The sequence below is a fragment of the Paracoccus versutus genome (assembly GCF_000763885.1).
GTDB classification, from domain to species: domain Bacteria; phylum Pseudomonadota; class Alphaproteobacteria; order Rhodobacterales; family Rhodobacteraceae; genus Paracoccus; species Paracoccus versutus.
This window is the reverse complement of sequence record NZ_JRKO01000011.1, coordinates 80030-100641: the sequence shown is the minus strand read 5'-3', so window position 1 is coordinate 100641 and position 20612 is coordinate 80030. Positions and strand designations below refer to the sequence as shown.

Annotated in this window: 23 protein-coding genes and 2 riboswitches; of the genes, 4 read left to right on the top strand and 19 right to left on the bottom strand. The window is 72.0% G+C overall.

The window, feature by feature from the left end:
* Positions 1 to 47 precede the first annotated feature (47 nt).
* The 6 genes from IT40_RS06675 to cbiE are packed head-to-tail and all read right to left on the bottom strand — an operon-like array spanning position 48 to position 4662.
* Positions 48 to 356 carry a DUF1636 family protein gene (locus IT40_RS06675; RefSeq protein WP_036752122.1) on the bottom strand — a complete coding sequence of 103 codons (309 nt, stop codon included), beginning with the start codon at positions 354 to 356 and terminating at the stop codon, positions 48 to 50.
* The gene (gene cobF / locus IT40_RS06670) at positions 341 to 1090 is read right to left on the bottom strand and encodes a precorrin-6A synthase (deacetylating) (protein ID WP_036752119.1); all 750 of its coding nucleotides are present in this window, start codon (positions 1088 to 1090) and stop codon (positions 341 to 343) included. Before cobF ends, IT40_RS06675 begins: the two co-directional genes overlap by 16 nt.
* Positions 1087 to 2376 carry a cobyrinic acid a,c-diamide synthase CobB gene (locus tag IT40_RS06665; protein ID WP_036752117.1) on the bottom strand — a complete coding sequence of 430 codons (1290 nt, stop codon included), beginning with the start codon at positions 2374 to 2376 and terminating at the stop codon, positions 1087 to 1089. The genes cobF and IT40_RS06665 overlap by 4 nt, the downstream gene beginning before the upstream one ends.
* Positions 2373 to 3146: a precorrin-4 C(11)-methyltransferase gene (gene cobM, locus IT40_RS06660; protein WP_036752114.1), complete on the bottom strand. Its 774-nt coding sequence runs from the start codon at positions 3144 to 3146 to the stop codon at positions 2373 to 2375. The genes IT40_RS06665 and cobM overlap by 4 nt, the downstream gene beginning before the upstream one ends.
* On the bottom strand, positions 3143 to 3493 hold the full coding sequence (locus IT40_RS06655) for a cobalamin biosynthesis protein (protein WP_036752152.1): 351 nt from the start codon (positions 3491 to 3493) through the stop codon (positions 3143 to 3145). Before IT40_RS06655 ends, cobM begins: the two co-directional genes overlap by 4 nt.
* Positions 3490 to 4662 (bottom strand): precorrin-6y C5,15-methyltransferase (decarboxylating) subunit CbiE, encoded by a 1173-nt coding sequence (gene cbiE / locus IT40_RS06650; protein WP_036752111.1) that lies wholly within the window; start codon positions 4660 to 4662, stop codon positions 3490 to 3492. The genes IT40_RS06655 and cbiE overlap by 4 nt, the downstream gene beginning before the upstream one ends.
* On the opposite strand from cbiE, the gene IT40_RS06645 reads away from it, so the two are divergent.
* Positions 4661 to 5398 carry a cobalt-precorrin-6A reductase gene (locus tag IT40_RS06645; RefSeq protein WP_036752106.1) on the top strand — a complete coding sequence of 246 codons (738 nt, stop codon included), beginning with the start codon at positions 4661 to 4663 and terminating at the stop codon, positions 5396 to 5398. The two genes, cbiE and IT40_RS06645, sit on opposite strands and share 2 nt — an antisense overlap.
* On the opposite strand, the gene cobJ is transcribed toward IT40_RS06645, so the two are convergent.
* The 7 genes from cobJ to IT40_RS06610 are packed head-to-tail and all read right to left on the bottom strand — an operon-like array spanning position 5374 to position 13250.
* On the bottom strand, positions 5374 to 6102 hold the full coding sequence (gene cobJ / locus IT40_RS06640) for a precorrin-3B C(17)-methyltransferase (protein ID WP_036752103.1): 729 nt from the start codon (positions 6100 to 6102) through the stop codon (positions 5374 to 5376). The genes IT40_RS06645 and cobJ overlap by 25 nt on opposite strands.
* A complete protein-coding gene (locus IT40_RS06635) occupies positions 6099 to 6848 on the bottom strand; it encodes a precorrin-2 C(20)-methyltransferase (protein WP_036752100.1) in 750 nt (249 codons plus the stop codon). Before IT40_RS06635 ends, cobJ begins: the two co-directional genes overlap by 4 nt.
* 2 nt (positions 6849 to 6850) lie before the next feature.
* The gene (locus IT40_RS06630; RefSeq protein ID WP_036752097.1) at positions 6851 to 7480 is read right to left on the bottom strand and encodes a precorrin-8X methylmutase; all 630 of its coding nucleotides are present in this window, start codon (positions 7478 to 7480) and stop codon (positions 6851 to 6853) included.
* Between the two features lie 54 nt (positions 7481 to 7534).
* Entirely contained in the window at positions 7535 to 8698 is a 1164-nt protein-coding gene (locus IT40_RS06625) for a precorrin-3B synthase (RefSeq protein ID WP_036752094.1), read from the bottom strand.
* Positions 8695 to 11856 carry a cobaltochelatase subunit CobN gene (cobN, locus tag IT40_RS06620; protein WP_036752091.1) on the bottom strand — a complete coding sequence of 1054 codons (3162 nt, stop codon included), beginning with the start codon at positions 11854 to 11856 and terminating at the stop codon, positions 8695 to 8697. The genes IT40_RS06625 and cobN overlap by 4 nt, the downstream gene beginning before the upstream one ends.
* Positions 11857 to 11858: 2 nt before the next feature.
* On the bottom strand, positions 11859 to 12893 hold the full coding sequence (gene cobW, locus IT40_RS06615; RefSeq protein WP_036752088.1) for a cobalamin biosynthesis protein CobW: 1035 nt from the start codon (positions 12891 to 12893) through the stop codon (positions 11859 to 11861).
* Positions 12894 to 12896: 3 nt separating this feature from the next.
* Complete coding sequence (locus IT40_RS06610; RefSeq protein ID WP_036752083.1) at positions 12897 to 13250, bottom strand: DUF1636 family protein; 354 nt, start codon at positions 13248 to 13250, stop codon at positions 12897 to 12899.
* Positions 13251 to 13326: 76 nt separating this feature from the next.
* Positions 13327 to 13528: riboswitch (cobalamin riboswitch) on the bottom strand.
* Positions 13529 to 13565: 37 nt separating this feature from the next.
* Between IT40_RS06610 and cobO the strand changes: the two genes are divergently transcribed.
* Both cobO and IT40_RS06600 read left to right on the top strand, forming a co-directional pair.
* Complete coding sequence (cobO, locus tag IT40_RS06605) at positions 13566 to 14177, top strand: cob(I)yrinic acid a,c-diamide adenosyltransferase (protein WP_036752079.1); 612 nt, start codon at positions 13566 to 13568, stop codon at positions 14175 to 14177.
* A gap of 59 nt (positions 14178 to 14236) precedes the next feature.
* Positions 14237 to 15739: a hypothetical protein gene (locus IT40_RS06600; protein ID WP_036752075.1), complete on the top strand. Its 1503-nt coding sequence runs from the start codon at positions 14237 to 14239 to the stop codon at positions 15737 to 15739.
* Between the two features lie 33 nt (positions 15740 to 15772).
* Here IT40_RS06600 and bluB read toward each other — a convergent pair whose 3' ends face one another.
* From bluB to leuD, 6 genes are all read right to left on the bottom strand, one after another.
* The gene (gene bluB, locus IT40_RS06595; RefSeq protein WP_036752149.1) at positions 15773 to 16396 is read right to left on the bottom strand and encodes a 5,6-dimethylbenzimidazole synthase; all 624 of its coding nucleotides are present in this window, start codon (positions 16394 to 16396) and stop codon (positions 15773 to 15775) included.
* Positions 16396 to 16932, bottom strand: coding sequence for a hypothetical protein (locus IT40_RS06590; RefSeq protein ID WP_036752070.1), 537 nt, complete (start codon positions 16930 to 16932; stop codon positions 16396 to 16398). The genes bluB and IT40_RS06590 overlap by 1 nt, the downstream gene beginning before the upstream one ends.
* 70 nt (positions 16933 to 17002) lie before the next feature.
* Positions 17003 to 17701, bottom strand: a complete 699-nt coding sequence (locus IT40_RS06585; protein WP_036752064.1) for a CbtA family protein — start codon at positions 17699 to 17701, stop codon at positions 17003 to 17005.
* A gap of 1 nt (position 17702) precedes the next feature.
* Positions 17703 to 17879, bottom strand: a complete 177-nt coding sequence (locus IT40_RS06580) for a CbtB domain-containing protein (RefSeq protein WP_024843046.1) — start codon at positions 17877 to 17879, stop codon at positions 17703 to 17705.
* A gap of 37 nt (positions 17880 to 17916) precedes the next feature.
* Positions 17917 to 18122: riboswitch (cobalamin riboswitch) on the bottom strand.
* A gap of 160 nt (positions 18123 to 18282) precedes the next feature.
* A complete protein-coding gene (locus tag IT40_RS06575; RefSeq protein WP_036752059.1) occupies positions 18283 to 19335 on the bottom strand; it encodes an endonuclease/exonuclease/phosphatase family protein in 1053 nt (350 codons plus the stop codon).
* Complete coding sequence (gene leuD / locus IT40_RS06570; RefSeq protein WP_036752056.1) at positions 19326 to 19931, bottom strand: 3-isopropylmalate dehydratase small subunit; 606 nt, start codon at positions 19929 to 19931, stop codon at positions 19326 to 19328. The genes IT40_RS06575 and leuD overlap by 10 nt, the downstream gene beginning before the upstream one ends.
* Before the next feature lie 89 nt (positions 19932 to 20020).
* On the opposite strand from leuD, the gene IT40_RS06565 reads away from it, so the two are divergent.
* The gene (locus tag IT40_RS06565; protein WP_052095767.1) at positions 20021 to 20602 is read left to right on the top strand and encodes a hypothetical protein; all 582 of its coding nucleotides are present in this window, start codon (positions 20021 to 20023) and stop codon (positions 20600 to 20602) included.
* The last annotated feature ends 10 nt before the right edge of the window (positions 20603 to 20612 follow it).

The window sequence follows — 20612 nt, the reverse complement described above, 5'->3', positions numbered from 1 at the left end:
TCCATGCCGCGTCTCCTCCCTCCGCGCGGGCATGGGCGGCGGCTTTTTCAGCCCGCCGGGATGCGCAGCTTCAGGCAATGCCGCAGCCGCCCGCAGGGCCGGGCGTCCATGATCCAGCCATCCGGCGCCGCCAGATAGGCGCGGATCGTCGCCGCGATGTCGCCCGCATCCGCGGGGCGCAGGTCGTGGAACAGATAGGCGCCGCGCCCCGGCGCCTGCAGCGCCATCAGCACCGGCCGGGCATCGCGGGCCCGCAGCGCGGCGCGGCGCAGCGCGATGTCGGGGCCAAGCGTGCGCAATGCCTCGGCCAGCGCATCGGCATCAGAGCTCGGCGGCAGGGTCAGCGTGACCGGCATCGGTCCAGCAGATAGACGTCCATGATCCAGCCATGCTCGGCCCGCGCGCGGGCGCGGGTTTCCAGGATGTGGCCCGCCACCTCGGGCAGCGGCCCGGAGATCAGGATCTGCTCGCGCATGCCCAGGAATGCGCCCCACCAGATATGCAGCCCCTGGGCATCCAGGCTTTGGAACGAGCATTCCCCGTCCAGCATGACGACCAGCCGGTCCACCGTCTCGGGCCAGCCATGGTCGCGGATCTGGCGGCCGGTGGTGATCAGCACCGGCGCCGCCACCGCGTTCAGCGGAATGGCATGGGCGGCGCAAAGCGCCTGGATCGCGGTGATGCCGGGGATCACCCGTAGGTTCAACGGCAGGCGCCGCGCCACCCGTTCCGCGATGCGCAGCGTGCTGTCGTAAAGCGAGGGGTCGCCCCAGACCAGCAGCGCCGGGCGGATGGCGCCATGGGCGCGGATCACCTGTTCCCAGCGCGCGGCGATGGCGTCGTGCCAGGCCTCGACGCCCTGGCGGTAGCCGTCCGAGACGTCGCGCGCGGGCATGTCGAAGACGGCCAGCGGCGGCGGGCTGACCAGCACCTGCCGGCAAAGCGCCTGGCGCAGCGCGGCCAGGTCGGCCTTGTCCTCGCCCTTCGAGGGGATCAGGATCAGGTCGGCATCGGCCATGGCGGCCACGCCCTCGCGCGTCAGGTGGCCGGTGCTGCCGGTGCCGATGCCGATCAGCGCAAGCTCGATCATGGCGCCTCTCCGATCAGGTGGAAGAAGGTGCCGGTGGCATGGCCGCGGCGCGAGCCGGTCTCGGGCACCGCATCGCCATTGGCGTCAGTGACGCGGGCCAGCGGTGCGTCGGGCTGGGCCAGGATGGTGGCATAGTGGAACTCGTGCCCGGCCAGCGGCTGGCGATAGAGCCCGGCCAAGGGCTCGGCCCGGCGATAGCCCAGGTGCATCCGGCGCCGCTCGTAGCTGGTCTCAAGCCCCAGCAGCCCGGCCATTTCGTGCCGGGTGCCCTGGGCATCGACCAGCCCGGCGCCCATGGCCATGTAGCCGCCGCATTCGCCATGCACCGGGCGCGTCTCGGCAAAGCGGCGCAGCCCCTGGCGAAAGCGGCCGGCCGCGGCCAGCCGGCCCGCGTGCAATTCGGGATAGCCGCCGGGCAGCCAGCAGGCCCCGGCGCTGTCGTCCGGCGCCTGGTCGGCCAGCGGCGAAAACGGCAGGATCGTCGCCCCCGCCGCCCGCCAGCCGGCAATGAGATGCGGATAGACAAAGGAAAACGCATCATCCTGTGCCAGCGCGATGCGTTCGGCCGGCGGCGACAGCGGGCGAAAGGGCTCGGCCGCGATCCCGCCCGCGGCGGCGGCGATGATGGCGTCCAGGTCCAGGTGCCGCGCCGCCGCCTCGCCCGCGGCCGCCAGCAGCGCCTCCAGCGCGGCATGTTCCTGTGCCTGCACCAGGCCCAGGTGTCGCTCGGGCAGCTCGATCCCGGCCTCGCGCGGCAGCACGCCCAGCACCGGGATGGCCAGCGCCTCCAGCGCGTGCCGCATCAAGGCTTCGTGGCGGGGCGAGGCGACGCGGTTCAGCACCACCCCTGCCAGGGCCACGTCGCGGCGCATCTCGCGGAACCCCAGCGCCACGGCGCCGGCGGATTGCGCCTGCCCCTTGCAATCCATGACCAGCACCACCGGCCAGCCGGTCAGCGCGGCGATGTCGGCGCTGGCGCCATTGCCGCAGCCGCCCGCATGCGCCACGCCGTCGAACAGCCCCATCGAGCCCTCGGCCAGCGCGATATCCGCCCCCCCGGCCGTGCCGATCAGATGCGCGATCTGCGCCCGGCCCATGGCCCAGCTGTCGAGGTTATAGGATTCGCGCCCCGCCGCTGCGCGGTGAAAGGCGGGGTCGATATAGTCCGGCCCGCTCTTGAAGGGCTGCACCACCAGCCCGCGCGTCCGCAAGGCCGCGATCAGCCCCAGCGTGACCGTGGTCTTGCCGGACCCCGAGGCGGGGGCGCTGACGACAAGGCCCTTCATTCGGGGAACCTCGGCGCGGTGCCCACGGGGCGGAAGCGGCGGTCGTAATCGCCGGCATAGAGCCGGCTTTCGTCGAAGCCCTCGGCCGCCAGCGCCGGGCCGACCAGGATCAGCGCCGTGCGCTCGCCCGCGCCGATGGCGGGGTCCAGCGTGCCCAGCGTGGCGCGGATGACGCGCTGGTCGGGCCAGCTGGCGCGGAACACCACCGCGACCGGGCAACCCTCGCCGTAATGCGGCACCAGCTCGGCCTGCACGCGGTCGAGCACATGCACCGACAGGTGGATGGCCAGCGTGGCGCCGGTGGCGGCGAAATTGGCCAGGGTCTCGCCCGCGGGCATCGAGGAGGCGCGGCCCGAGGTTCGGGTCAGCACCACCGATTGCGCGAGGCCGGGCAGGGTCAGTTCCGTCCCCAGCGCCGCAGCGGCGGCGGCGAACGAGGGCACGCCGGGCGTCACGTCATAGGGGATGCCAAGGTCGCGCAGCCGGCGCAATTGCTCGCCCATGGCCGACCAGACCGACAGGTCGCCCGAATGCAGCCGCGCCACGTCATGGCCCGCCCGATGCGCGGCGGCGATCTCGGCGATGATCTGGTCCAGGTCCATGGGCGCGGTGTTCACGATCCGCGCGCCGGGCGGGCAATGGCTCAGCAGCGCCTCGGGCACCAGCGAGCCGGCATAGAGGCAGACCGGGCAGGCGGCGATCAGGTCGCGGCCGCGCAGGGTGATGAGGTCGGCCGCACCGGGGCCGGCGCCGATGAAATGGACGGTCATGCGGGGTCTCCTTCTGCGACGGCGGCGGTGGCCATGCCGTCTTGCGATGTCACGCGCGGCGCGACGATGCGCGCGCCGGGGCCAAGCGCGGCCAGCGCCGCCGCCTCGGCCAGCGAGCCGGTGCCAAGCCGCGCCAGGATGCGCGGCGATTGCGTGGGGGTGGCGATGCCGGCGACCTCGACCGCCAGCAGCGGCAGGCCGGTCCGGGCGGCCAGCGCCCGCATCACCGGCGCCTGCGCCTTGGCCGGGCTGGTCGCCAGCGCATCCGCCGCGCCGGCGCGGGCCAAGGCGTCTTGCAGCGAGGCAAGGCTTGCCGCCTGCCGAAAGCCGATGCCCGCGACCCTCATGGCCAGCTCCATTGCGTGACGCTGCGCGCCGGGGTCCAGCCGCGCATCCGGCCCAGCGGCGCGGCCTCTTCCAGCGCGATCCGGGTCAGGCTGCCGCCGCGCGTGGCGTGAAGGGCGATCAGCAGCGCCTCGGTCTCCAGCGTCACCGCGTTCACCACCAGCCGGGCCGGGGGCAGGGCGTCGATCAGCGTGGCCGAAGCGCCGCCGCCGACGAAGATCGCGTCGGGCGGCGGCAGGCCGGCCAGCGCCTCGGGCGCGCTGCCGTGCAGGGCACGCATCCGGCCGGCCAGCCCGAAGCCCTCGATATTCGCGGCGATATTGGCGATGCGGTCGGCGCGGGGCTCGACGGTCACGGCGCGGCCGCCGTTCAGGCACCACTCGACGCTGACCGAGCCCGAGCCGCCGCCGATGTCCCACAGCATCTCGCCCCCCCGCGGGCCAAGCGCCGCCAGCGTCATCGCCCGGACGCTGCGGCGGGTGATCTGGCCGTCATGGGCGAAACTGTCGTCGGGCAGGCCGAAGCCGCGCGGCAGGCCGGCGCCCGGCGGCAGGTCCGTCCCGTCCAGCGCCACCGCCACCGGGGCGGCGCAGTCCAGCGCGAAGCCCTGGGCGCGCGCCTGCCGGATGCGTTCGCGCGGGCCGCCAAGCGCCTCCATCACCACCATGCGCGTCGCGCCCAGCCCCTGTGCCACCAGCCACTCCGCCAGGGCGGCCGGGGCAGAGCCGTCGCGCAGCAGGCAGATCGCCCGCGCGCCGCGCGTCATCACCGGGCGCAGCCGGGCCAGGGGTGCGGCGTGCAGGCCAAGGCAGGCGACCTTTTCCAGCCGCCAGCCCAGCCGTGCCGCGGCCAGCGAAAACGTGCCGGGCGCGGGAAAGGCCCGCCATTCGCCGGGGTCCAGAACGGCGGCGATGCTGCCGCCGGCGCCGTGCCAGAACGGATCGCCCGAGACCAGCGCCGCCACGCCTTGCCCGCGCAGGGCCAGCAGCGGGGCCAGGTCGAAGGGCACCGGCCATTCCCGGCCCCGCGGCCCCGCGATCCCCGCCAGGTCCAGGTGCCGCGGCGCGCCGAAGACGATTTCCGCCCGATCCAGCGCATCGCGGCTTGCAGGCGGCAGGCCGGCAAGGCCATCTTCCTGGATACCGATGATGGAAAGCCAGGGTTCAGGCATGACGCGCATCCTTTTGCTGGGCGGCACCACCGAGGCGGGGGCCATGGCCCGCGCGCTGGCCGAGGCCGGCCTGGATGCGGTCTATTCCTATGCCGGCCGCACCGCCAACCCGGTGGCGCAGCCCCTGCCCACGCGCATCGGCGGCTTCGGCGGGCCCGAGGGGCTGGCCGATTATCTGCGGGCCGAGCGCATCAGCCATGTCATCGACGCCACCCATCCCTTTGCCGAGGGCATGAGCCGCAATGCCGTCGCCGCCTGCTGCGCGACCGGCACGGCGCTGATCGCGCTGGAGCGGCCGCCCTGGGTGGCCGAGCCGGGCGACCGCTGGACCCGCGTCGCCGATTACGAAGCCGCCGCCCGCGCGCTGCCGGGCGACGGCTCGGCGGTGTTCCTGGCCATCGGGCGGCAGAACCTGCAGCCCTTCGTCGGGCTGAACCATGTCTGGATGCTGCGTTTCGCCGAGGTGGCGGCGCATCCCTTGCGCGACGCCACGCTGATCGTCTCGCGCGGGCCGTTCACCGTCGCGGGCGACATCGCGCTGATGCGGCGCCACGCCATCGCCCATGTCGTCGCCAAGAATGCCGGGGGCCAAGCCGCCCAGGCCAAGCTGGCTGCCGCCCGCGCGCTGGGCCTGCCGGTGGTGATGATCGACCGTCCCGTGCTGCCGTTGCGCCGCGTCGTCGCCACGCCGGCCGAGGTGATGGCCTGGCTTCATGGCACGGATCGCGGCGTATAGACCCAGGGGCCGACCCGGCGGGTGGCGCTGTTGCCCAGGATGACGACGGTGCGCATGTCGGCCATCTCGGGGCGGGCCTCGGCCAGGGTGACGGTGCGGACCGCCTCGTCCGGGGTCGAGACGGCGCGGGCGAAGCAGATCAGCCGGTCCGGCCCGCAAGCCTCGCGCAGGATCTCCAGCACGCGGGCGAACCCCTCGGGCCGGGCCTTGGAGCGTGGGTTGTAGAAGGCCATGGCGAAATCCGCCTCGGCCGCCAGGCGCAGGCGCTTTTCGATCAGCGCCCAGGGCTTGAGGTTGTCCGACAGGTTGATGGCGCAGAAGTCATGGCCCAGCGGCGCGCCGATCCGGGCACTTGCCGCCAGCATGGCAGTGATGCCGGGCAGGATGCGGATCTCGGGGGCGTCCTCGCGCCCCTCCAGCGCCTCGAACAGCGCCGAGGCCATGGCAAAAACCCCCGGATCGCCCGAGGAAACCACCACGACCCGCTTGCCCTCCGCCGCCAGGTCCAGCGCGAAGCGGGCGCGATCCAGTTCGACCCGGTTGTCCGAAGGGTGCAGCGCCAGACCCGCGCGTGGGGCGACGCGGGCGACATAGGGGATATAGCCCACGATGTCGGTGGCCTGGGCCAGCGCCGCCCGGACCTCGGGCGTGACGAGATCGTCCGTGCCCGGCCCCAGGCCCGCCACCGCGACCCAGCCGCTCATTCCGCAGCATCCGCCAGAGGGCGGCGGCCGTTGCCATGCACCAGCACGGTGGCGAAATAGGGGCAGGCGTCCAGGTCGGCCTGCGCCAGCGGCGTCACGCGCTGGTTGGGCATGGTGCCGCGCTCGACCAGCCAGGCATCGGCCATGCGGCCGGCGGTTGCCAGCGCGCGGGCGATCTTGGGCAGGTTGCGGCCGGTCTTCATCACCACCACCGCATCGGCGGCGCGCATGTGGCGGGCCAGTTCCGCCTCGGGCAGGGTGCCCATCAGCACCGTCATCGCATCGTCGCCCCAGGTCATCGGTTGGCCGATGGCGTTCCAGCAGCCGGTCATGCCGGGGATGCCGGGGATGATCTCGACCGGGGCGATGCCTTGCAGCCGGGCGTGCAGATGCATGAACGAGCCGTAGAACAGCGGGTCGCCCTCGCACAGCACCACCACGTCGCTGTCGGCGGCCAGGGCGGCCAGCCGCACGGTCCAGTCGTCGTAGAAACCCGAAAGCAGCCGGTTGTATTCCGGGCTGTCGAAGGGGATCTCGGTCGTGACCGGATATTCCATCGCATGTTCGACCACGTCCGGGGCCAGCATCTGTGCGACGATGCGGCGGGCCTGGCCGGCGCGGCCCTTCTTGCGGAAATAGGCGATCTGCCGCGCGCCGCGGATGGCGCGGTCGGCGCGGACCGAGATCAGGTCGGGATCGCCGGGGCCGAGGCCGGCGCAGATGATCTTTCCGGTTCGGGGGCCCATGGCTATTCCTTTCGGCTGGCGAGCGCGTTGACGGCGGCGACGGTGATGGCCGAGCCGCCCAGCCGCCCGCGCACGATCAGCGCCGGCGCCGGCAGGTCGTCCATCAGCGCGGCCTTGGATTCCGCCGCGCCGACGAAGCCCACCGGGCAGCCGATGATCGCGGCCGGGCGCGGGCAGGCCGGATCGCGGAGCATGTTGAGCAGGTGGAACAGCGCCGTCGGCGCATTGCCGATGGCGACCACGGCGCCATCCAGGTCGTCGCGCCACAGCTCCAGCGCCGCGGCGCTGCGGGTGTTGCCCATCCGGGCGGCGAGGTCCGGCACGCGCGGGTCTTGCAGCGTGCAGATGACCCGGTTTTCGGCGGGCAGGCGGGCGCGGGTGATGCCCTCGCTGACCATGCGCGCATCGCAGAGGATCGGCGCGCCGCCTTCCAGCGCCTGGCGCGCCGCCGTGGCCATGCCGGGCGAGAATGCCACGTCGCGCTCCAGCCCCACCAGCCCGGCGGCATGGATCATGCGCACGACGACGGGTTCCTCTTCGGCGGTGAAGCGGGCGAGGTCGGCCTCGGCCCGGATGGTGGCGAAGGACTGCGCGTAGATCCGGGCGCCGTCGGTTTCGTATTGGTGCAGCATCGGGGTTCCCTGGGATTTTCGCGGCTATCTCATGCAAGCGGGCATTGGGCAAGGTCAGAGCGGGATGCGATGCGGCGCAAGCCCGCCCTGCGCGGCGGGATCGCGGGTGCCGCCGTCCCGGATCAGGTCGAAGCGGTCGGGCGCGGTGGCGACCAGCGTGACCGAGGCCGCGCCCCGATGCGCGCAGCCCTTGGCGCAGCCGCTGACATGCAGGCTTTGGCCGGGGGCAAGGCGCGGGGCGAGGCTGCGGGCCAGGGCGCGGACATCGGCCAAAGCCTGCGGGCAGCCGGGCGCGCCGGTGCAGGCATGGATGCGCAGGAGCGGGTCGTGGGGGTCGAGGATCGCGCCCTCGATCCGCGGGCGGGCGGCGCCCTCGATCAGCAGCGCGCGCCAGGGGGTCAGGCGCAGGGGGCCGATCGCGGCGGCGGCGGCCAGCTGCGCCGGCGTGATCTGGCCGAAGGCGAAGCCCAGCAGCCAGCCGTTCGGTGCCGGGCCGGGGCCGGGCGGATGGGCGCCGGCGGTTCCGGTGGCGCGGTCGCATGGGTATTTGGGCAACAGAGAAGACGGCAGCGGGGTCGCGCCATGGGGCAGGGCGGGGCTGCGGCGCAGGTAGTCGCGCATCCGCCCGCGGCCGTCCTGCACGCCGCCTTGCATGAACCAATGCGCCAGGGCGATGGCGCGGGTGGCGGCCTGGGCGGTGTTATCGGCCTTGAGCGCCCAATCGGCGCCGTCCGGCAGGATCAGCCAGCCTGGGCCCTGCGGGCGCAGCCTGATGTCCGCGGGCGTGTCGGCCAGCACCGGCGGGTCGGCATCGACGGCAAAGCCGAACTTGCCGGGCACCTGCGGCGCATCGGGCGCGGTCATCGCCTGGGCGATGGCCTCGGCCAGTTGCCAGGCCGGGCCGCCCATCGGGGCGAAGGGCGACAGGATCACGTTGCGCCGTGCCTCGGATTCCGGGTCGTCGTCGATCAGGCCGATGCCGGCCAGGGCGGCGACGGCCGCGGCATGGCCAGAAGGGTCCAGCCCGCGCAGTTGCAGGTTGGCGCGGCTGGTCAGGTCCATCAGCCCGTTGCCGTGCCGGGCCGAGAGTGCCGCGATCAGCCGTGCCTGGTCCGGTTCCAGCCGGCCGTTCCGCGCCCGGATGCGCAGCACCAGCCCGTCGCCCGATTGCATCGGCCGCAGCGCACCGGGGCACCAGCCCTTGACGGCGAAGCTCATGGCGCCAGCTCCGCCAGGACCGAGTTGCGGCGGCTGACCCAGAGGCCCGATTCGAGCAGCCGCGCGAAAAGCGCGCGCATGGCGGCGAGCGCGGCGGGGTTTTCGCGTTCCATGAAGGCCAGGACCTCGGGCCGGCCCAGCGTGGCGTCGTGATAGAGGTCGAAGAGATGGCCGGGCACCACGCCGGCCAGGTTGGCGAAGGCGGCCATGTGGTCCAGCGTCGCCGCGATCTCGGCCGCGCCGCGAAAGCCGTGCCGCATCATGCCGTCGGCCCAGGCCGGATTGGCGGCGCGGGCGCGGGTGACGCGGGCGATTTCCTCGGCCAGGGTCCGGGCCCGCGGCTGGTCCGGGCGGGTGGCGTCGAGGTGGTAGAGCGCCGGCCGCGCGGCGCCGATCCGTGCCATGGCGGCGGCGAAGCCCGCCTCATGCGCGGCATAGTCGCCGGCCAGCAGCAGGTCGGATTCCGGCAGGTCCTGCGCATGGACGAAGGCATCGGCCTGGGCCAGCCGGTCGCGGATCGCCTGCGGCTGGTGGGTGATCCGGCCATCGGCGGCGATGGCATGGGAGGAGGCGGCCAGCCATGCCTCGCCCGCCGCCTGCCGCGCCTGGTCGGTGAAGCTCTCGGCCAGGTCGGCGATGCCGAGGCCGTAAAGGCCGGGCCTGGGGCCGAAGACGCGGGGGGCGCGGTTGCGATAGGGGTTGTCGGTTGGGGTTTCGTCGCGGGCCGCCAGCGCCTCGGCCCCGGTCTCGAAAAGCTGCGCGAGGCCGGGGAAGATGTCGCGAAACAGGCCCGAGACCCGCAGCGTCACGTCGATCCGCGGCCGGCCAAGCTCGGCCAGGGGCAGGATCTCGATGCCCGCGACCCGGCCCGAGGCGCCGTCCCAGCGCGGGCTGAGGCCGGCGAGATGCAGCGCCATGGCGAATTCCTCGCCCGCCGTGCGCATGGTGGCGCTGCCCCAGAGGTCGACGACCAGGCCGCGGGGCCAGTCGCCATGGTCCTGCAGGTGGCGGCGCAGCAGTTCCTCGGCCAGTTTCACCCCCTGGGCATGGGCATTGCGCGAGGGCACGGCGCGGGGATCGACGGTGAAAAGGTTGCGCCCGGTCGGCAGCACGTCCTGCCGCCCCCGCGCCGGTGAGCCCGAGGGGCCGGGTGCGACCCGCTGGCCGGCCAGCGCGCGCGCCAGCCCTTCGGCTTCGCCCGGAGCGGTGCCATAGACATGCAAGCCGTCGCCGAAGCGGCTGTCCTTGAGATCGCAGAGGAAGCGGTCGATCAGCGGGATCGCCTCGGCCGCCGCGGCCTCGGGGGGCAGGCCCAGGTCGGTTTCCACCCCGGCGGCGCGGGCCTCGTCGCGGATCGCCGCGATCAGCCGGTCGCGGCGGCGCGGGTCCAGCCCGTCGGCGGTGGAATATTCGTCGAGCAGCCGCTCCAGATGCGCGAGGTTCTCGGGCACCGCGGAATCCGCCAGCGGCGGCGGCAGGTGGCCCAGCGTCACGGCGGAAAGCCGGCGCTTGGCCTGCGCGGCCTCGCCCGGATCGTTGACGATGAAGGGATAGATCACCGGCATGTCGGCCAGCAGCGCCTCGGGCCAGCATTCGCCCGACAGGGCAACCGACTTGCCGGGCAGCCATTCCAGCGTGCCATGCGCGCCCATGTGGATCAGCACGTCCGCCTGCGCGCGCAGCCACAGGTAGAAGGCGACATATTCATGGCGCGGGGTGCGGGTCAGGTCGTGGTAGTCGTCGACGCGGGTCTTTGCCTCGCCGCGTTCGGGTTGCAGGGCGATCAGGTCGGCGCCGTGGCGGAGGGCGGCGAAGCGGAAGCCGTCGGGAGGCTCGCCCCATGCGGCGGCGAGGTCGTCGCGCAGGCGTTGCGGCAGGCGGGCCAGCGCTTGCCGGTAGTCCGAGAGCGGCCAGTGGATGCGCTCGGCGGTCAGCCGCCGGCCCAGGTGGTCATGGGGAAGGCCGAGGATCGCGCCGCAGGAGGCCAGCGCGTCCAGTCCGACCGCATGGGCCAGCTGATGCGCCTTGCCGGGATAGGTGGACAGCACCACCGCGCGGCGTGTCGCCTGCCGCAGCCGGTGCCAGGCGGTGATCCGCGCCATGGCCGCGTCGATGCGGTCCGGGTCGGGGGCATGGATCACGCGGGCGAATTGCAGGTCGGGGTCGCGCTCTTGCGGTTCCTTGAAGCTGATCGCGCCCAGGAAGATGCGGCCGTCGACCTCGGGCAGCACGACATGCATCGCCAGGTCGGCGGCGGAAAGCCCGCGATCCTCGGCCGCCCAGAGGGCGCGGGGCGCGGTGGACAGCGCCACCTGAAAGACCGGGCAATCCGTGCCGTCGAAGGGCGTGGCGCCGGCATCGTCGCGGGCGGAAAAGGCGGTCAGGTTCACCACCGCGACAAGGCCGGGCAGGTGCGGCGCCAGCCAGTCGGCAAAGCCCGGCGCCTTGAGCGAGGGCGCAAAGACCCCGGTCGCGGCAAAGCCGGCCGTGCGCAGGGCGCGGATCATCGCATCCACCGGCGCCAGGTCGGCCGCGGTCAGGTAGCTGCGATAGAAGCTGACCAGCACGCCGGGTGCGGGGTCGGGCCGGGGGCGGTCGATGACGCCGCGGTCGGGATCGTAGAAGCCGAAGTCAGGGATCGCGGCCTGCCCCTGGACCGGGGCGGCGGGCAGGCCGGCGGCCCCGGCCAGTTCCGCCAGCGCCATCTGTGCCGCGACCGCGCCGCCCTGGTCGCAAAGCGCCGCCAGCCGGTGCAGCAGCGGCAGCGGCAGGGTGGAAAACCGCTCCAGCGTCGGGTCGGGACGCCCGTCCGCCGGCAGGAAGGCCAGGGCGATCCCGCGGCGGCGGGCCAGATCCTGAAGGCTGGCGACGCCGTAATGCCAATAGGGCTCGCCGCCGATCAGCCGGACCAGCACGGCGCGGGCGCCGGAAAGCGTCGCCTCGCAATACTGATCGACCGAGACCGGGTGCCGCAGCGCCGAGAGGTTGCACAGCCGCAGCGAAGGCAGCCCCCCGGCAGCGCGATGCCAGCCCGCCGCGAAAGCGCCGAGGTCGCTGTCGGAATAGGACAGCACGACCAGGTCGGCGGGGCCTTGGCCGGGGTCGGTCGGAACCTCGGTCTCTTCCAGCCCACGGCTTTCGCGGAAGACGACATGCATCGTCAGGCAGCCAGGACCGCCCGGATCGCGGCCTCGTCGATGTCGTCATGTTCGGCGATCACCACCAGGCGCGAGGCGCGGGGGGCGTCGCCCCAGGGCCGGTCGTATTGGTGCCGCACCCGCTCGCCCACCGCCTGCACCAGAAGGCGCATGGGCTTGCCGGCGACGGCGACATGGCCCTTGACCCGCAGGATGTTCTGTTCGCGGGCCAGCCGCTCGATGCGGGCGGCAAGCTCGCCGGGGTCGGCGATCTCGGCCAGCTCGATCACCACCGAGTCGAAATCGTCGTGTTCGTGGTCGTCGGCGCCGTCGTGGTGGCTGGGGCGGGCGGCGAGATCGTCCTCGGCCGCGGCACCCAGGCCCAGGATCACGCGCGGGTCGATCACCCCGTCGGTCAGCGGCAGGATCGGCAGCTTGCGCGGCGCCTCGGCCTCGATCACGGCGCGGGCGGCGGCCAGCCCCTGCTCGCCGGCCAGGTCGGCCTTGGACAGCAGCACGATGTCGGCGCAGGCGATCTGGTCCTCGAACACCTCGGAGAGGGGCGTCTCGTGGTCCAGGCTGTCGTCGGCGGCGCGCTGCGCCTCGACCGCGGCCTCGTCGGGGGCGAAGCGGCCGGCCGCCACCGCCTCGGCATCGGCGAGCGCGATCACCCCGTCCACGGTGATGCGCGAGCGGATCGCCGGCCAGTCGAAGGCTTTCAGCAAGGGCTTGGGCAGGGCCAGGCCCGAGGTCTCGATCAGGATGTGGTCGGGCTTGACGGGCATCGCCATCAGCCGTTCCAGCGTCGGGATGAAGTCGTCGGCGACGGTGCAGCAGATGCAGCCGTTCGACAGCTCCATGATGTTCTCGGCCGGGCAATTCTCGTCGGCGCAGGACTTCAGGATCTCGCCGTCGACGCCCATGGTGCCGAATTCGTTGACCAGCACCGCCAGCCGCTTGCCCTGCGGCTGCGACATCAGGTGGCGGATCAGCGTGGTCTTGCCGGCGCCCAGAAAGCCGGTGATGACGGTGACGGGGGTCTTGGTCAGGTCGCTCATCTTCTATCCAATCGGGGGAATGCGCGCGAGGCTGCGCTTGCGGAAAATCGTGACGCGCTCGCGCCAGGGCACGATGCCGTCGGGGGCCTGGGCATAGGCGGCGGCGCCCAGCAGGATCTCGGTCGCGTCCTCGGCCGACATGCGGCCGTAGACATAGGTCCAGCGGCCCGGCGCCGACAGCGCGATGGCGGCGCCGTTGGCGCAGGCGGACAGGCATTCGACGGGGACGATGCGCACGCCGTCGGGGGCGCCTTCGGCCGCCAGCGCGTCATGCAGCCGCGCACCGGGCACGGGCTCGCCCTCGGGGACGGGCTGGCCGGCGCGGCAGGTGATGCAGACATGCAGCGTGACGGTCATGCGCCCTTCATCCCTCAAGGCGGCACGAGGCAGGGGACCAGCGCCCAAGCCCCAGCGGGAACACCCCGTCCGCCGGTCAATCCTTCGCGCGCTGGCAGGTCTCCCGGCTTGCGGATTCGGGCCTGGGCCCACGGCCGCCCCGCCTTCCCGGCGTCTCGCCAGTGGCCTCGGGACGACCTTTCCGGTCACGGTCGCGGGGGCGGCTGCTTCCAGGCGGTTGCCTGTCGCATTCCCTCTTCGCCTGTCGTAGGACAGGAACCAGCGCCTCTCGTCTGTGCGCGCCCGGTCCCGACTTGTCAAGCGAAGGAGTGCCCGATGCAGACCGACGACAATACCCGCCACGCCGAGAAGATGGCCCGGATCAAGGCCGCCCGCGACCGGATGATGGCCGAGAAGCAGGGCGAGAAGGGCCTGGTCATCGTCCATACCGGCAAGGGCAAGGGCAAGTCGTCCTCGGGCTTCGGCATGATCCTGCGCTGCATCGCCCATGGCATGCCCTGCGCGGTGGTGCAGTTCATCAAGGGCGCCTGGGACACCGGCGAGCGGCGGTTGCTGACCACGCATTTCGGCGACCTGTGCCAGTTCCACGCCATGGGCGAGGGCTTCACCTGGGAAACCCAGGACCGCGCGCGCGACATCGCCGCCGCCCGCGCCGGCTGGGAAAAGGCCAAGGAGCTGATCCGCGATCCGCAGATCCGCATGGTCCTGCTGGACGAGATCAACATCGCGCTGCGCTATGACTACCTGGACCTGGACGAGGTGCTGGATTTCCTGCGCAGCGAAAAGCCGCCGATGACGCATGTGGTCCTGACCGGACGCAACGCCAAGCCGGAACTGATCGAGCTTGCCGATCTTGTGTCCGAGATGGAACAGGTCAAGCACCCCTTCCGCGATGGCATCAAGGCGCAACCGGGGGTGGAGTTCTAGCCTGTTTCCTGTCATCTGCCGCTTGTGCAGGATCAGTGAATTCGAAAGGATGTTCGGACATGTTTGCGAGACAAGGCCTTGTGGCGCTGCTGGCGATCTGCCCCGTCTCGGCGGCCTGGGCCGTGCCCGCCACCGAAGAGGGGGCCGCGCGGCTGCGCGGTGTTTTCCAGACCTATTTCGGCGGCACCGAGGGCGTGGTCGCCGTCACCCCCCAGGGCGAAAGCTATGAGCTGCGGATCGACCCGGCGCCGCTACTGGCGCAGGTTCCGGCCGAGCAGGCCCAGGTCAGCGTCTCGGCCCTGACCTATCGGCTGACCGACAATGGCGACGGCAGCTGGGGCGTCAGCGAGGACCAGGTGCTGAGCTGGTCGGTGGTGGTGCCGCGCCTGTTCGAGCAGAAGGGCACGACCAGGGTCGAATCCACCGGCATCTGGGACGAGGGGCTGATGAGTTTCCGCGAACAGACGGCGGTGATGACGGATTACGTCATCGAGTCGGTGCAATATGCGCCCCCGCCGCCGCCCGGCGCCGAAGCCGCGCCCGAACAGCCCCCGGCCGAGCCCGAGGTCGTCTCGCGCGATCACCAGCGCACGGCGCGGATGGAGGTGTCGCTGACCGGCGTGCCCGGCAAGGCCGGCGGCGTCGACCAGGCCATGAGCTTCACCGCCGAGGGGCTGGAGCAGTCGCAGGAGATCCTGATGGGTCCGGGCGGCCAGCCGATGACCTTCCAGATCACCGCGCCCGGCTACGAGGGCAGCGGCCAGATCACCGGCGCGCGCACCGAAGGCATGCTGTCCCTGCTCGCCTGGTTCGTCGCCCATCCGTCCGAGGAGCTGATCAAGGGCTCGCAGGACGGGCTGCGCGACAAGCTGGCCGCCGCCATGCCGCTGTGGGACGACCTGTCGATGGACGCGGTCCTGCATGATCTGAAGATCGGCTCTCCGCTGGGCGAATTCGGCCTTGCCTCGACCAAGGTGACGGTCGGCCTGTCCGGCGCCACCGCCGACGGCCGGCTGCACGAACGGGTGGCGCTGTCGGGCGTGACCGTGCCCGAGGGCGTGCTGCCGCCCTGGGTCGAGCCGATCCTGCCGCAAGAGGTGACGCTGGACTTCACCGCCTCGGGCTTCGACCTGGCGGCGCCGGCGAAGATGCTGATCGAGGGCTTCGACCTGGCCGCCGAGGAACCCTTTGCGCGGCTGGTGCCCGAACAGCTGCAGGCGGCGCTGCTGCCCGGCGGCACGGCCGATCTGAAGCTTGCGCCGTCGCAGATCAAGGGCGACGGCTACCAGATCGACTATCGCGCGGACATCGCGGCCGGTCCGGGCGCGGCGCCCACCGGCGCGGCGCTGATCTCGGCCACGGGGCTCGACAAGGTCGAGGCGGCGCTGGCCGCGGCCCCGCCCGAAGAGGCCGCCCAGCCGCTGATGATGCTGCGCATGGCCCGCGCCATGGCCAAGCCCGGCGCGAGCGGCGAGAATGTCTGGGACATCCAGATGCCCGAGGGCGGCGGCCCCTTTACCGTCAACGGCCAGCCCATGGGCCCGGCCACCTCGCAGCCCTGAACCAAGCGGCCCCGCCGGATGCGGCGGGGCCTTTCAGCGCCGTTGCCAGCCGGAGGCGGTGTTTTCCTGCCAGCCGGTGCGGTGCAGCAGCGGCGTGTCGTCGGTGAACTCGGGCCAGCCGAGGCAGAGCAGCGCCGAGAACTCCCAGCTTTCGGGAACCGCCAGCAGCGGGCCGATCCGCGCGGGGTCGAGGATCGAGACCATGCCAAGCCCCAGGTTGCGCACCCGTGCCGCCAGCCACAGCGCATGGATCGCCATCGCCGTCGATTGCCGCAGGGTCTGCGGCATGGTGGCGCGGCCAAGGCCGTGGCCCTCGGACGGGTCGATCTCGGTAAAGACGGCCAGCCAGACCGGCGCGCGGTCCAGCCCGGCGAGCTTCAGCGCATCGTATTCCTGCCGCTGCCGGCCCTGGTAGCGGGCGGCGGCCCGGGCATTGCAGCGCAGGAAATCGGCGCGGATCGCGGCGCGCAGATCGGGGCTTTCGACCCGGATCACCCGCCAGGGCCGGGCATTGCCGACCGAGGGCGCCAGTTCCATCGCCGCGCGCAATTCCTCTAGCAGCGGCTCGGGGATCGGGTCGTCGCGGAAATGCCGCACGTCGCGGCGCCAGCGCAGGATGCGGTCCAGCGCCGCCTGGTCCTCGTGGCCGAACCGCATCATCGGGGCGTGGCGCAAATGGCGCTGTCGGGCAGGCCCTCGGCCCCGGCGCGGATGCCGACAGGGCGGTCGGGCACGGTCAGTTCCACGGCGAGCGGCCGGCCCGCCACGGTCAGCGGGCGGTGGTCGTTCGAGTTCAGCTCGACCCGCAGCCGGTCGCCGGCGGCGAGCATGTCGAGGTGATGGGCCGGGCCGTAGAGCCGGGCGATCTTGGCGCCGTTCAGGTAAAGATGCGCATGCCCCTCGCCGCGGCGATCGGCCAGCCCGGCATGTTCGGGGGCGAAGCAGAAGCCCTCGGTCTCGACGAACAGGTTCCAGCCGGCGGTGCTGTCGGGCTCCAGCCGGGCCGAGGCGGTGGCGCTGCCCGCGGGCAGGTCGATGGGCGCGCCGTGGTCATGCGCCGCGGCCTGGGTGCCGTGGCCATGCGCGCCGTGGTCGTGGCCGTCCAGCGTGATGCCGTTGGCGGCGGCGATGACGAAGCCCATGCCGCCGCCGAAGATCAGGCCGATCAGCAGCATCGGGATCGAGCGATCCATGTCTTTTCCCCGCTTTCATGAAAGGGCCGGGCGCGACAGGCACGCCCGGCCGAAACGGTTGCGGCCCGGATCAGGCGGCTTGCGGCACCGGCGCGCGCTGGCTTTCGCGCTGCCAGAACCAGCCGGCCAGCAGGCCGAGCAGCGCCCAGGCCATGGCGCCGGCACCCAGGGCGCGCCCGGCGAATTCCGCCGAAAGCTCGGGCGGGACCGGGCCGGCATAGCTGTCGGGCTGCGGCGCGCCGATCACATGCGGCGCCAGGATCAGCACGATGGCCACGCCCCAGGCCGCCCAGCCCTTGCCAAAGGCGACCAGCCACAGCGCCAGCCCGGTGGCGGCGGCGGTGCCCAGCCACCAGATCGCGCGCAGCTGCACATCGGCGGCGGCGACGCCCGGCACTTCCGGCGCCAGGCCGAAGGCGGGGGCAAGCTGCATGGTCAGGTAGCCGGCCAGACCCCAAAGCAGCCCCTGCCGCGCCGTGACCGCGTTGCCCTGCGCCTCGGACAGCGCCATCAGCGCCACCAGCATCAGCCCGTAGCCGGCATAGACCATCATGGTGAACAGGACCGAAAGCATGTTGCGGGTCCATTCGAAGGGCCCCAAGTCCTGGTGCGCGCTGACGGCCTCGGCCCCGAAATGCGCCAGTTGGCCGGATTCATACAGTTCGGCATGCAGCAGCACGGGCTGCACGAACCAAAGCTGCAACAGGGCGGCAATCAGCCCCGTTGCAGCGCCAGCGATCAACCCGCTGGTCAGAATGCGTGAGAACATGTCAGTGGCAGGGGAAGCCGGTCGCGTGACGCACGTCATGGGCGGCGTCATGCAGGGTCTCGGCCTGCACCAGCCCGGACATGAAGATCAGCCCGAAGCCGATCGCGAAGGCGGCGATGGCGGGAAACAGGACCGAGGCGCGGCTGGCGCCGGCGGCGGTCATGGGTTTTGCGGTCATCTGCGACCCTTTCCTTTGGTCGTCCAACCCGACGACATTGCGGTTCCATGCATCGGCAGGTCTCCTGGCTTGCGGGTCACGGCAGACGCCCGCCTTCCCGGCCGGATGGCCAGTGGCGCGATGGACGTCCGCTCTCCGCCTACAGTCGCGGGGGCGGCTGCGGATTTGGCCCCCGAGACGCCGAGGACCGCACCGCATTCCCTTTTGGCCCCGGAAAGGGGCACCGATACACGCGCATGTTACCTGCGATGCCGCGGCGGCGGCAAGCGGAATCGGGCGGCCGCTGCGGGCGGGGTCGAAGGCCGGGCGACGGGCCGGCAGGCGGCGCCGTCGCATGGGTATTTGGACAACGGAGAAGATGCCGGGGCATCGCGCGGGGACGGGCGGAAGGGGCTTGTCCGAATCAGGGTGCCGGCGGCCAGTCCAGGTCGACCCAGACCAGCCGGTGCGCGGAAGCGGCCAGCGCGGCCTTGGCCAGCGGTCCCTCGGCCGGCCAGAACACGCCCGAGTCCAGCACCTTGAGCGGCCTTGCCGGCAGGACGTAATCGACGCGCAGGTTGCCTGGCGGCTTGTCGTCCGGCCAGTCGCCGGTATCCAGCGCCGGATCGCCCCGGTGGCCGTCGTTCACCCCGCCCTTGGCCGCCGCGCCGCCCGCGCTGCGGGGCAGGGGGTCGGTGACATGGGCCATGATCCGGGCCAGCGCCTCGGGCCGGCCTTCGCTGTCCAGGGGGTCGAGGTTCAGGTTCCCGGCCAGAACGAAGGGGCCGTCGGGCAGGTGATGCAGCCAGAACGCCAGCTCGTCATGGTTGCGTCGCCCGTTCAGATCCTCGGGCCCGTCGAAGACCGGCGGCGTCGCGGACATGGCCAAGAGGTGCAGCGGCCGGCCCGCGACCGTGACCACCGCATCCCAATGCGCGGTCGAGGACAGGCGGCGGATGGCCGCCACCTCCTCGGGCAGCGGCGGCATCAGGTTGTCGGGCAGGTCGCGCCACAGGAAATCCGTGTAATCCTTGACCGGACCGATGGGATGGCGCGACAGGATCGCCATGCCGCCCTGCCCCGAGAAGGTGCCGAAGCCCTGCGCATCGTCGGCCGTGCCCAGCCGCCCGTCGGCGTTCAGGTCGAGCCCGGTCGCCATGCCGGAATTCGGCCGGGCGGCGAAGCGGTGCGGATAGTCCAGCCCGGCCTGCGCCAGCCTGGCGGCAAAGGCGTCCAGCGCGCTGTCTTCGTAATCCCAGTCGAAATGCGTCAGCAGCAGGATGTCGGGCCGGGTTTCCGCCAACACCTGCACCACGGTGTCGATCTGCGCATCCTTGCGGCCGAGGTCGCGCAACAAAAGCCCCGGCCCGTCGCGCGACAGGTCGGGGCTGAAGGTCGCGATCCGCAGCGGATCGGCCTGGGCGGCCAGGCCAAGGGCGGCAAGCAGGGCCGCCCCGGCCAGTGGGCTTACACCCAAGGCCGGCTCTGGGCCATCTGCGCCTCGTAGGCGTCGATGGCGGGGGCCTTTTCCATGGTCAGGCCGATGTCGTCCAGCCCGTTCAGCAGGCAGTGGCGGCGGAACGGGTCCAGCTCGAAGGGGAAGCTCTGCCCGTCCGAGGTGGTCACGGTCATGTTTTCCAGATCCACGGTCATGCGGGCGTTGGCGCCCTTCTTGGCGTCCTCCATCAGCACGTCCACCACCTCTGGCGGCATGACGATGGGCAGGATGCCGTTCTTGAAGCAGTTGTTGTAGAAGATGTCGGCGAAGCTGGTCGAGATCACGCAGCGGATGCCGAAATCCAGCAGCGCCCAGGGCGCGTGTTCGCGCGAGCTGCCGCAGCCGAAGTTGTCGCCGGCGACGATGATCTGGCTGTCGCGCCAGGCCGGCTGGTTCAGCACGAAATCCGGGATCTCGTGGCCCTGGGCGTCATAGCGCATCTCGTCGAACAGGTTCTTGCCCAGACCCGAGCGGTGGATCGTCTTCAGGAACTGTTTCGGGATGATCATGTCGGTGTCGATATTGACCAGCGGCATGGGTGCCGCGATTCCGGTCAGGGTGGTGAACTTGTCCATGTCGTGATCCTCGCAGAATTGACTTGGGCCGCAGCGGCCCGTTAACCGAGACCCGTCCGGCGCCTTGCGCCATGGAAAGGGCTTCGCTGATGTTTTTCGGGTTTTCCAGCCTTGCGGCCCTGCGCGCCTGCATTGCGCGCGACTGGAGGCCGCAGATCGGAGACCCCGAGATCACCGGCTGGCTGACGGTACTCTCTTACTTCCTGTGCTTCGTGCTGGCCGTCATGGTGCTGCGCCGCCGTCCGGCCGGCGCGGCGCGCGGGCTGTGGCTGACGATCGCCGGGCTGATGGCCTTCCTGGGGGTGAACAAGCAGCTGGACCTGCAGACCGCGCTGACCGCCACCGGACGCTGCATGGCGCGGGCGCAGGGCTGGTACGACGACCGCCATATGGTGCAGCTGGCCTTCATCGCCGGGCTGGTGCTGGGCGTGGCACTCGCGCTGGCCTGGACGACGAATGCCCTGCGCGGGCACATGCGCCGCAACGGCCCGGCCCTGCTGGGGCTGGCCGTGCTGTGCGGCTTCGTGCTGGTGCGCGCGGTGGGCTTTCATCATGTGGACAGGCTCATCAGCGCCGATTTCGCGAACATCAAATACAACTTCTGGTTCGAGAACGCCGGGCTCTGGCTGATTGCGATCAACGCCTTGATGCTGCTGCGGCGGGGCCGGTAAGGCCCCGCGC